This is a genomic window from Candidatus Dormiibacterota bacterium (assembly GCA_035635555.1).
In the GTDB taxonomy this organism is placed as follows: Bacteria; Acidobacteriota; Polarisedimenticolia; order Gp22-AA2; family Gp22-AA2; genus Gp22-AA3.
This window is the reverse complement of the sequence record DASQAT010000046.1, coordinates 240,989-253,010: the sequence shown is the minus strand read 5'-3', so window position 1 is coordinate 253,010 and position 12,022 is coordinate 240,989. Positions and strand designations below refer to the sequence as shown.

Annotated in this window: 8 protein-coding genes; 1 reads left to right on the top strand and 7 read right to left on the bottom strand. The window is 69.0% G+C overall.

The window, feature by feature from the left end:
* Positions 1-39: 39 nt before the first annotated feature.
* A complete protein-coding gene (locus VEW47_13790) occupies positions 40-1,581 on the top strand; it encodes a tetratricopeptide repeat protein (protein HYS06254.1) in 1,542 nt (513 codons plus the stop codon).
* 10 nt (positions 1,582-1,591) lie between these two features.
* On the opposite strand, the gene VEW47_13785 is transcribed toward VEW47_13790, so the two are convergent.
* The 7 genes from VEW47_13785 to VEW47_13755 form a co-directional block, all read right to left on the bottom strand.
* Complete coding sequence (locus tag VEW47_13785) at positions 1,592-2,356, bottom strand: transglycosylase SLT domain-containing protein (protein ID HYS06253.1); 765 nt, start codon at positions 2,354-2,356, stop codon at positions 1,592-1,594.
* A gap of 63 nt (positions 2,357-2,419) precedes the next feature.
* The gene (gene mutL, locus VEW47_13780) at positions 2,420-4,195 is read right to left on the bottom strand and encodes a DNA mismatch repair endonuclease MutL (protein ID HYS06252.1); all 1,776 of its coding nucleotides are present in this window, start codon (positions 4,193-4,195) and stop codon (positions 2,420-2,422) included.
* A 19-nt stretch (positions 4,196-4,214) separates the two neighbouring features.
* A complete protein-coding gene (locus VEW47_13775) occupies positions 4,215-5,222 on the bottom strand; it encodes a succinylglutamate desuccinylase/aspartoacylase family protein (GenBank protein HYS06251.1) in 1,008 nt (335 codons plus the stop codon).
* Between the two features lie 15 nt (positions 5,223-5,237).
* Entirely contained in the window at positions 5,238-6,149 is a 912-nt protein-coding gene (locus VEW47_13770) for a RimK family alpha-L-glutamate ligase (GenBank protein ID HYS06250.1), read from the bottom strand.
* Positions 6,118-8,901, bottom strand: a complete 2,784-nt coding sequence (gene ppdK, locus VEW47_13765; GenBank protein ID HYS06249.1) for a pyruvate, phosphate dikinase — start codon at positions 8,899-8,901, stop codon at positions 6,118-6,120. Before ppdK ends, VEW47_13770 begins: the two co-directional genes overlap by 32 nt.
* Entirely contained in the window at positions 8,901-11,120 is a 2,220-nt protein-coding gene (gene glyS, locus VEW47_13760; GenBank protein ID HYS06248.1) for a glycine--tRNA ligase subunit beta, read from the bottom strand. The genes ppdK and glyS overlap by 1 nt, the downstream gene beginning before the upstream one ends.
* Entirely contained in the window at positions 11,117-12,022 is a 906-nt protein-coding gene (locus VEW47_13755; GenBank protein ID HYS06247.1) for a glycine--tRNA ligase subunit alpha, read from the bottom strand. The genes glyS and VEW47_13755 overlap by 4 nt, the downstream gene beginning before the upstream one ends.

Here is a 12,022-nt window from a genome sequence, read left to right as displayed (position 1 = left end):
CCGGGGTCCGGCGAGTGGCGTGCTATAGTAGATGAAGGCGTGGAGCCACGATACGTGCTGTGCTTTCCGGGTCGAAGCACCCTTCTCCTCGTGGCGGCCTTGTCTCTTGCCGGCGCGATGACCATGGCTTCCGCCGCGCCGGAATCGCCGGCCGCGTCCTCCCTCCCGCCTCCCGCCGACGCCTTCGTCCGTTCGGGTCTGAAGGACCTCCACGAGGGCCTCTACGCGAGAGCCGAGGACTCCTTCCGCCAGGCGGCCCGCGCTGCGCCGGGAGATCCCGCGCCCGATCTGTTCATCGCGTTCACCTTCTGGTGGCGCATGATTCAGGATCGGTCCGATCGGACGCTCGACGAGGCGTTTCTCCGGGCCGCAGGACATGTGGTCGAGAGCGGCGGAGTCAGGCTCGATACCACCCCCGGCGACGTCCGCCTCCTGACCTGCGTCGGCACGGCCCACATCCTGCGTTCGCAGGTGGAGGGCCTGCGCCGGAATTTCTTCAGGGCGGCGCAGGAGGCGAGACGCGGCAAGAAGATGCTCGAGGCGGCCCTGCAGATCGATCCGTCACAGCGGGACGCCCTGTTCGGCCTGGGCGCGTACAACTACTACACCGAGAGGCTGCCCGGCCTGGCGCGTGGTCTTCTGTTCATGCCCAAGGGGGACGCGGAGCTCGGTCTCAGGCAGCTCAAGACGACGGCTTCATCCAGCTCCTATTTCAACACCGACGCACGCCTTCTTCTGGCGTTGATCTGCGGCAGCAAGGTTGAGCAGTGCTACGAGGACGCTCTGGGTCATCTGAGCGCGGCGCTGGCCCAGGACCCGGCGTCCCCGCTCCTCCTCGGTTCCATCGGCGGCGTCAAGATGAGGCTGGGGTATTACCCCGAGGCGGTCCGCGCATTCGAAAAGGCGTTGTCCTCCGCTTCGGGCGAGAGCACCGAACGCCTGGAGCAGCGGCGCGTCCTGAAGGTGTATCTCGCCGAGGCCCTGACCGCCGACTGGCAGCTGGCGCGGGCCGGCGACATCCTCAAGGAGATCGGGGACCTCAGCGCGTTGCCGGCGCGGGAACGCCAGCTTTCCGAGCGCGTCACGACGGAGATCGCGCAGAAGGTGGGCGATCTGATGATCGCTCCGGCGCGCCTCCCGGTGGACGATCACCCTCCCGCGGACCAGGCGGCGAAGAATCCGCCCGCCTCACGCATGGCGGTCCGCGCGCGCGCGGCGCTCGCGGCGGTCGACCGCGGCGACGACTCGGAAGCGATCGCCCTTCTGGGGGCCCTCGCCGGGGCTCATCCGGGCGACCCCCTGCCGCGGTTTCTCATGGGGAAGATCCATTTCGACAGGGGCCGATTCGCGGACGCCGAACGGGAGCTCGATGCCGCCCAGGAGCGCGCCCCGGATCCTCCCGCCTGGATGGCGGGGTGGATCGAGCTCTACCGTGGTCTCGTGGACAAGGCCCGAGGTCGCCGCGCCGCGGCAGAGGCTCACTTCCGTGCCGCCAGCGAGGTCAGGCGATTCCGATCGGCGGAGCGCGGGATCCTGGAGCTTCAGGAAGGGGTGCCGCCCCACGCCCGCTGCCGGCCGTGAAGGCGGGGGGTCATCTCGGCAGTGCCCTGAGGACCCGCACGACGTACTGCTGAGTCTCGCGGAAGGGCGGGATCCCCTTGAACTGATCGACCGCGTCCTCTCCGGCGTTGTAGGCGGCCAGCGCCAGGCGGACCTGTCCGCTGTAGCGCGCCAGGAGCTCCTTCAGATAGCGCACGCCGCCGTCCACGTTCTCCACCGGATTGAAGGTGTTACGCACGGCAAAGCGCGCGGCGGTCTCCGGCATGAGCTGCATGAGACCCATGGCGCCGCGCGGCGACACCGCGAAGGCGTCGTAGCGCGACTCGACCTCGATCACGGCCAGGACGAGTCCCTCATCGACCTGATGCTTGCGCGCGATCCGCGCCGCCAGGTCGCGCAGCGCCTCCCGCTTGAACACCTCCCCGGGGGCGATCTCGATCGGTCCGTCGGCGTCGATGCGAGCCCCGGGGACCGCGAGGGCGACCGGCGCCGGAAGCGGCGGCTGGCCGGGGATCGGATCCGCGGGCGCCGGGGAGGCGGATCTCTCGGGAGGGGGGGACGGCGCGGGCTCGTGCCGGATCGCCACCACCTGCGCGTTCGGCAGGGTGATCTCCCCGCCTCCTTCGATCATCAGCAGGATCCGGTCGCCGTCCTTCCGATAATCGGTCACGGGGAGCGATCGACCGTTGCGCAGCAGCGCGACATCGGCGCGCGCGCCACCGACGGACAGGGCGAGCACGGCGAACGTCATGACGATTCGAAGACCGCGTGCCGCGAGGTTCGTGAACCATCCCATAAGATGCAGAGAGTATACGGCGTCCGGCCCGGTCAGGCAACGTCCAAGTGCCTCGGGATGCGGCTACTTCCGGTGAAATTCCTTCTCGATCTGATCGAGGCTGAGCCGCAGCAGGACCGGGCGGCCATGAGGGCAGGTCATCGGCATCGCCGTCCCCAGAAGATCGCCGACGATGGCGCGCATCCGGGGAGCGTCGAGCGGATGGTTGGCGGTGACGGCGGCGTGGCAGGCGGCCGTCGACAGGAGGCGGTGCCTGAGCCGTTCCAGGCCCTCGGGCCGGCGCCATTCCAGCACCTCGGCCAGGAGCTCACGCAGGAGCTGCGCCACGGTCGCTGCCGGGAGGAGCGCCGGGATCTCGTCGACGATCAGGGTCCCCTCCCCGAACGGGGCGACGGAGAGGCCCAGGGCCAGGAGATCGTCCCGTACCCCCTCGAACGCCTGGCGCTGGGCGGGACCGATCTCGACGGTCACCGGGAAGAGCAGCTTCTGTACGGCCACGCTCCCGGTTCGACTCTGGGCCATGAGCCGCTCGTAGAGCACCCGTTCGTGCGCCGCGTGCTGATCGACGATCACGAGTCCGTCGGGCGACGAGGCCAGGATGTAGGAGTCACGGAATTGAGCCAGGGGAGCCAGTGACACCGCGTCGAAGAGCCCCGCGTTCCGCTCCAAACCACCCATTCCGGCTCCGCCGCCGATCGGAGCGGCGGCACCCCGGGCACTCGTCCCGGGGGCGGTCTCTCCAGGAGGGATCGTGTCCGGCTCCACCGCCGAGGCGATTCCGTATCCCGTCCCCCGGAAGCCCGGCCCGGCCTCTGCGACACCCGGCGAGAACGAGGCCATCTGCTGGAATGGCCGCCTGACGCCGAGCCCTTCGAGCAAGGCCTCGCGCACCAGGTCGTGCACGGCTCCGGGCCGCAGAAATCGGACCTCCGCCTTGGCCGGGTGGACGTTGACATCGACCTCGTCCGGAGGCACCTCCAGAAACAGGAAGACGACGGGGTACCTGCCGCGCGGCAGGAGCGTGGCGTAGGCCGCCTGGACGGCGTGCAGGATCCGCCGATCGCGGATCGGCCGGCCGTTCACGAACAGGCTCTCGTCGGCGGACGTGGAACGATTCAAGCCAGGCGCCGACGCCAGGCCCACGATCCGCAGGGTTCCGGATCGCCGCTCGATCGGGACCAGGACCGCGGCCTCCGCCGCTCCGACGATCTGCGCCACGCGCACGCGGTAGTCCGCGGCCGCGGCGAAGCGCGCCAGCTCGCGCTCGCCGCTCGCGAGCGAAAAGGCGATGCCGGGGTGGGCCGCGGCGGTGCGGCTGACGAGCGCGGCAACGTGGCCGGTCTCGGTGGCGGCCGAACGCAGGAATTTTCGACGCGCCGGCGCGTTCTGAAAGAGCCCCTCGACCTCGACGGTCGTGCCGCGCGGGTGCGGCGCCGGCTCCACGGCCAGGATCTTCCCCGCCCTCAGGCGGATCCGCGTCCCCTGCGGGCCGCCGGTGCAGGTCGTCAGGATCACGCGCGCCACGGATGCGATCGACGGCAGGGCCTCCCCGCGGAACCCGTAGCTGTGGATCGCCTTCAGATCGGAGGCCAGGCGGATCTTGCTCGTCGCGTGGCGCTCGAACGCCAGGCGCGCGTCGTCCCGCTCCATCCCGGAACCGTCGTCGGCCACCCGGATCCGGTCGACGCCGCCGCCGTGGAGCGCGATGTCCACCCGGCCGGCCCCGGCGTCGAGGGCGTTCTCCAGGAGCTCCTTGACGACCGAGGCCGGGCGCTCGACGACCTCACCCGCCGCGATCTGGTTCGCGACGTTCGACTCGAGGATCCGGATCACGGGCATCCGCTTCGCTCTCCCCCGCCTACGCGAGCAGCATCTTCTTACCGCGCGAATCCGTGACGCAGAAGGTCTCTACGGTCGCCAGGGTCTTCTCGAGCTTGGCGATGTGGCAGATGGCGTCCCCGGGGTTCACCATCGGCATGGTCGTGATCCCGATGATCAGCCCCGTAAGAGGGGAACGGACCATGGACACTTCGCGACCGAACGGGTTGGTGATCGACGCGATCTCCTCCCCGGCATAGATGATCTCACCCGGGCGCACGACGATGTCGGCGATCCCCCCCTTCACGGACCGGACCCATTCCGACACCTTCACGATGACGCGGAAACGTGGCTCGCGCCGCGTGTCCTGCGTCATCCCGAGGGCCACGAGAACGTTGCGCACGCCGGCGACACCCCGCGCCACCATGTTCCGCTGGAAGCGGAACGTCTCCCCCGCCTCGAAGATGATGGTCGGCACGCCGGCGGTCGTGGCGGCGTGGCGCAGCGTGCGCGGCGGGCCCGGCGAATCGATGATGATCTCGGTGCCGAACGCGCGCGCCATCTTCCGGACGTCCTTGCACGACATGTCGGCTCGCACGTGCGGAAGGTTCGTCCGGCCGAGACTCGCCGTGTGCAGGTCGATACCGTACCTCGATCGCACGACGATTTCGGTGAACAGCGTGTGGGCATAGCGCGCCGCCGCGTTCCCCTCGGGGCTGCCCGGGAAATAGCGGTTCAGATCGCGGCGGCCCGGCAGGTAGCGCGTGTGGGTGAGGAAACCGACGCGATTGACCACCGGGACGCAGATCAGCGTCCCCCTGAGCTGCTGCGGCGTGTAGCCGGTCATGACGCGACGGACGATCTCCACCCCGTTCAGCTCGTCGCCGTGAATGGCCGCCGTCAGGAAGACGATCGGTCCGCGCTCCGCCCCGCGGATGACGATCACCGGAACATTGACCGGGGTGGCGGTGTAGTACTCGCTCGCCTTGAGGAGGATCTGCTCGATCGTTCCGCGGCGGATGTCCCGGCCGCCGATCTTCAGCGCCATGACTCGGGCACGCTCCTAGCTTTCGTTCGTCTTCCTGCGCTTCTTCGAGCGCGCGAACCCCGCCGCGTACTCGACTATCGCCAGCGCGATGTCGGCGCCCGTCGCTCTCTCCAGTCCCTCGAAGCCCGGCGACGAGTTGATCTCCACGAGCTTGGGCCCGGTCTGCGACTCGAGCATGTCCACGCCGGCTATCTGGAGCCCCATGACGCGCGTCGCCTCCAGCGCCACGCGGCGATAGGTCTCGTCCAGGTCCACGACGGTGCCCGTGCCCCCCCGGTGGACGTTCGACCGGAACTCGCCGATCGACGCCTGGCGGCGCATCGCGGTCACCACCCGGTCTCCCACGACGAAGGCGCGTATGTCGCGACCCTCCGACTCTTCGATGAACTCCTGAACCAGGATGTTCATCCCCAGGTTCCAGAATGTCTCCAGCACGGTCAGCGCCGACTGTTCGGTCTCGGCAAGAATGACACCTATCCCCTGCGTCCCTTTCACCACCTTGAGGACGGCCGGCGGTCCGCCGACGATCTCCAGGGCGCGGTGGATCTGGGAGGGGTCGCTCGCCATGACCGTTTTCGGGATGTCGAGCCCTTCCCGCGACAGGAGCTGCAGCGACCTGAGCTTGTCGCGCGATCGGGCGATCGGCTGGGAGTTGTTCACCAGCGGCACGCCCATCATGTCGAACTGATTGACGACCGCCAGCCCGTGCTCGGTGATCGAGGCGCCGATGCGCGGGACCACGACATCGAGATCGGACACCCGCGATTCGAGTCCGCGGTAATACATCTCAGGGGCGCGCCGGCTCAGCACCAGGACGCAGTGCAGAGGGTTCAGGACCCGCGCCTCGTGACCCAGCCGCAGGGCGCTCTCCACGAGGCGGCGCGTGGTGTAGAGACTACGCCTGCGCGACAGGATGCCGATGACCACGCTGCCTCCTGTCCGCGGCTCCCGGGTCCCGCCCGTCCCCTGACGCGCGACGCGCCCGCCGCCGGGCCGCCGTCGCGCGGGTCGTCGCACGCACTCCGTCCTCCTCGAGCGCGGCCTGGGCGGCGGCGAGGCGCGCGATCGGGATGCGGTACGGGGAGCAGCTGACGTAGTCCATGCCGGCCGCATGGAAGAACCGCACCGAGCGCGCGTCCCCGCCGTGCTCGCCGCAGATGCCGATCTTCAGACCGGGATGTGCGGCGCGCCCCCGTTCGATGGCGAGCAGGACGAGCTGGCCGACCCCTTCGCGATCGAGGGTCTGGAACGGGTCCTCCGCGAAGATCCCGAGGCGCTTCTCGTCGACGTAATCCGGCAGGAACCGCCCGGCGTCGTCACGCGACAGGGCCATGGTCATCTGCGTGAGATCATTGGTCCCGAACGAGAAGAAATCGGCGCGGCGCCCGATCGGCCCGGCCAGGAGCGCCGCGCGTGGCACCTCGATCATCGTGCCGACGAGACAGGGGATTTTCAGCTTCTGCTCCGCCAGAACCCTGGCCGCGACCTCGCGGGTGCGCCTCTCCACGAGCTCGAACTCCTTCGGATCCATGATCAGCGGATGCATGATCTCGGGAAGCACGCGGATGCCCCTGCGCCGCACGGCCGCGGCCGCCTCCACGATGGCGCGCACCTGCATGTCGAGGATTTCGGGGTAGACGAGGCAGACCCTGCAGCCGCGATGACCGAGCATCGGGTTGGCCTCGTGCAGCTGGGTCACCCTCAGGGCCACAGTCTCGAGCGGAAGATGCAGGCGGGCCGCCAGGGAGCGTTGCTCGTCCTCACCCTCCGGCAGGAACTCGTGCAGCGGTGGATCGATCAGCCGGATCGTGACGGGCCGACCGTCCATGGCCTCGAAGATCCCCTCGAAATCCTGGCGCTGGAAGGGCAGGAGCCTCGACAGGGCCCGTTCACGCGCCTCGGTCTCCTGCGCCAGGATCATCTCCCGGATAGCCAGCCGGCGCTCCGCGCTGTCGAAGAACATGTGCTCCGTGCGGCACAGGCCGATCCCTTCCGCGCCCATCTCGACCGCTTTGCGGGCATCGTAGGGCGTGTCGACGTTGGCGCGGACTCCCAGCCGCCGGGCGGAGTCCGCCCAGGCCATGACCTCGCGATAGGCCTCCGGAAGCTCGGGCCGGACCAGGGCCAGCGAGCCGTCGTAGACCCTCCCGACCGTCCCGTCGAGGGTGATCGACTCGCCTCGCCTCACGGTCCGCTCGCCGAGCCGGATCGTCCCCGCCTCCAGGTTGATCGACAACGCCTCGCAGCCCACGACACAGGTCTTCCCCCAGCCGCGCGCCACGACCGCCGCATGCGACGTCTTTCCCCCCGTGGCCGTCAGGATCCCCTGTGCCGCGTGCATCCCGGCCACGTCCTCGGGGGACGTCTCGCGCCTTACAAGGATGACCTGACGCCCGGCGCCGGCCGCCTCCTCCGCATCCCGGGCCGTCAGCACCACCTCGCCCGTGGCGGCCCCCGGGACCGCCCCGATCCCCGTGGCGAGCAGGCGCTTCTCCAGCTCGCCACGCGGCACCTCCGGATCGAGCACGGGGTAGAACAGGCGCTCGATGTCCTCCGGGGCGACGCGGCGGACGGCGTCGTCCCGGGTGATCAGTCCCTCTCTCGCCATGTCGCGTGCGATCCGGAAGGCCGCGCGGGGCGAACGCTTGCCCGTGCGGCACTGGAGCATGTACAGGCGGGCGTCTTCGATCGTGAACTCCAGGTCCTGCATGTCGCCGTAATGCCGCTCCAGGAGCCGCTGCACGCGCTCCAGTTCGCGGTAGACCGCGGGCATCCGTTTCTTCATCTCCCGGAGGGTCATCGGTGTGCGGATGCCGGCGACCACGTCCTCTCCCTGGGCATTCATGAGGACGTCTCCGTACGGGGACCGCGCGCCGGTGTTGGGATCGCGCGTGAAGCAGACCCCGGTGCCGGAGGTCGGCCCGAGGTTGCCGAAGACCATCTGCACCACGCTCACCGCGGTGCCGGGCAGACCGGTGATCCTCTCGACCCTGCGGTAGGTGACCGCCTTTTCCGCCAGCCAGGACCTGAACACCGCCTCGATGGCGCCCCAGAGCTGCTCCACCGGCTCCTGCGGCACGGGGCCGCCGGCCGTCTCGCGGATGTGCGCCTGCAGGCGCCGGCAGATCTCCTCCAGCGCTTCGGCGGGCACCTCGGTGTCCTTGTCGACACCGAGACGCCTCTTGGCCTCCTCGAGGTGCTCCTCGAGCGGGTGGCGGGGCAGGCCCAGCACGACACTGCCGTAGGCGGAGAGGAACCGCCGGTAGGAGTCGAAGGCGAATCGCCGGTTTCCGCCACGCTCCGCCAGGCCGAGCACCGTGCGGTCGTTCAGCCCCAGGTTGAGAATCGTCTCCATCATCCCGGGCATGGAGCGGGCCGCTCCCGATCGCACGGAGACCAGGAGAGGATCGCGCGCGTCACCCAGCCGGCGACCCGCGAGACGCTCCAGACGGGACAGGTAGACCTCGAGCTCGCGGCCGATGGCGCGCCGCAACGCCCCGCGACCCCGTTTCAGGAACAGTCCGCACGCCTCGGTCGTGATGACGAAACCGGCGGGCACCGGGAGGCCGATGCGCGTCATCTCCACGAGCCCCGCCCCCTTGCCACCCAGGAGATCGCGCATCCCGCCGTCCCCTTCCGCGCGACCGCGCCCGAACGAGTAGATGAATTTGCGCGGCATCAGCGTCCAGCCTCCCCGGGCCGAGCCTCCGCGCGATCGCGGGAGGGCGCGGTCCTGGCCGGTTCTCCCTCGACGACGATCTCGGAGAAGTCCCCCACCCGCAGGAACAGACGGGCGATCGACTGCAGGAGTCCGAGGCGGTTGTCCCGCACACGCGCGTCGTCGGCCATCACCAGGACATCGTTGAAGAATCGGTCGAGGAGCGGCCCTAGGCGGGCGATCTCCCGCAGCGCCTGCAAGGGGTCGGATCGCGCTTCCGCCGATTCGATCGCCGCCACCGCGGCGCGCAGCGCCCTGTCCAGAGCGCGCTCGGCGTCCTCACTCAGCTTCGCTGCCTCGTACCGGGACGCGGGCCGATCCTTGAGAATGTTCTTGATCCGCTTGTGGGCCAGGACCAGCGCCACGAAACCCGCGTCCTCCCGGATCGCATCGAGGGCGGCCATGCGCAGCCGCGCGTCGTACGGGTCGTCCGCCGAAGCCGCCAGGGCGGCGCGCACGGAATCCTGGCGCAGACCGGCCTCCTCGCCGATGAACTGCAATCGTCCCCGGTAGAACTCCAGGAGGGTCGCCCTGGCCTTCGACACCGGCACGCTTCCCTCGATCGCATCCTTTCCGTACGCGGCCAGCGCCCTGTCGAGCAGATCGCCGAGCGAAACCCGGACCTTGTTCTCGATCAGCAGACGGCACGCTCCCAGCACCGACCGCCTGAGGCCGTACGGGTCGCGCGAGCCGGTCGGCACGATCCCCAGCAGGAAGATCCCCGCCTGCGTGTCCAGGCGATCGAGAAGACCCACGATCGCCCCCTCGGGCGCGGGTGGCAGCGGGTCCTCCAGGCCGCGCGGCAGGTAGTGCGCGTAGATCGCCATGGCGACGCTCTCCGGACGTCCGTCGGCCCGCGCGTACAGCCCCCCCACGATCCCCTCGAGCTCGGGGAATTCCTTCACCATCTGGGTCGTGAGATCGGCCTTGCTCAGCCGGACCGACTCCTCCACCGCCTCCCGGGAGACTGCGGCGCCCGAGCGCTCGAACGCCTCGCGCACGGCGGAGGCCAGGAGGATCATGCGTTCGCACTTGAGCGCGTAGGACCCGAGCTTCTCGTGGAAGGTCACGCGCGACAGCTTGGCCGAGTGCTGTTCGAGGGGGACTCTACGATCCTCCTCCCAGAAGAACCGCGCGTCGGCGAGCCGGGCGCGCAGCACCCATTCGTTCCCTTTGCGGATGGCGCCCGTCGGGTCCCCCTGGGCGTCGGCGACCGCCAGGAAGCGATTCAGGAGCCGGTCGGAGCCCCCCCTCAGCGAGAACGATTTCTGGTGGTGGCGCATGGCCGTGACCAGGATCTCCTCGGGAAGATCAAGAAAGGAGGCGTTGAACTCACCGTCGATGACCTGCGGCCACTCCACGGAGTGCGTGACTTCGCGCAGCAGATCCGGGTCGCCCTCGACACCGGTGGACGAGCCCGGCGGCGCCGCAAGAATAGCGTTGTGACGGCGCGCTACCCTGATCAGGCTGTCCTCGATCAATCTGCGCCTCTCCTCGATGTCGATCTCCACCAGGTGCGCTCGAAGCAGCTCGCGATACTTCACCGAATGACGGATCGTGACCCACGTCTTCCCCAGAGAGCGATGCCCCAGGGTACGGTCGCCCGAGGGCACGCCCGCAATCGTCAGATCCACGACGGCGTCGTCGAAGAGCGCAATCACCCAGTGGATGGGCCTCACGAAGCGGAATTCGCCTCCGCCCCACCGCATGGTCTTGGGGAACGCGATCGATAGAACGGCGGGTGGCACCCTGACCGCCAGAATTTCGACCGCCGCCGACCCGTGCACCTCCTTGCGCACACCGACACACTCCCCCTTGGGGGTGGTGATGCGCTTCAAATCCTCCACCGTGACGCCCTGCGAGCGGGCGAACCCCTCGGCCGCCTTGGTCGGCCGGCCCGAAGCGTCGAACGCCGTCTTGACGGGCGGGCCGCTGATCTCCTGCACGGTATCGGGTTGCCGGTCGCGAAGGCCGTGCGCCATGATGGCGAGACGCCTCGGCGTTGCGAAGGCCTTGATGTTTTCGTCGATGTTGAAATCGATGTCCGGCAGGAGCCTCCCCGCTTCGAACTCGTTGAACAGGGCGAGGCGCAGGTCCCTCAGGGCGCCGTCGATCATCCGGGCAGGAATCTCCTCGGTCCCGATCTCGAGAAGAAAGACCCCACCGGCGCGGCCGCTCATCGGCCCCGCGCCTCCGTGGTGCCCGCGCGGTTCTTGAGGAGCGGGAAGCCGATGGCCTCGCGGGTCTTCAAGTATTCCTTGGCGCACCCGACCGAGAGCCGCCTCACCTTCTGGATGAACCCGGTCCTCTCCGTCACGCTGATGGCGCCGCGCGCTTCCAGGACGTTGAACGTGTGGGAGCAGCGCAGGGCGTAATCGTACGCCGGCAGGACCAGCCCGAGCTTGAGGAGCCTGTGCCCCTCCGCTTCATACTGATCGAACAGACGGTTCAGGAGCGTCACGTCGGCCGCCTCGAAATTGTGCTTCGAGAACTCGACCTCCTCCTGGAGCCGGACGTCGCCGTAGGACACGCCGGGCCTCCACTCGAGGTCGAAGACGTTGTCGACGCCGTTCACGAACATGCAGATGCGTTCGCTGCCGTAGGTGATCTCGACCGGGATCGGCGCGAGCTCCACTCCACCCGCCTGCTGAAAGTAGGTGAACTGACTGATCTCCATTCCATCCATCAGCACCTGCCAGCCGACGCCGGCGGCGCCGAGCGTGGGGGATTCCCAGTTGTCCTCATCGAAACGGATGTCGTGCGCCTGCGGCTCGATGCCGAGCGCGGACAACGATTTGAGGTAGAGGTCCTGCACGTCGGCAGGCGACGGCTTCAGGATGACCTGGAACTGGTAGTGCCGATAGACGCGGAACGGGTTCTTCCCGTACCGTCCGTCGACCGGCCGGCGCGAGGGGGAGCAGTAGGCCACGCGCCACGGCTCAGGCCCCAGGACGCGGAAGAAGGTGTCCGGGTGCATCGTCCCGGCGCCCACCTCGACGTCGTACGGCTGCTGCAGCAACGCCCCTTCCGAGGCCCAGTACTGCTGCAGAGCCAGGATCAGCTGCTGGAAATTGAGAGGCAC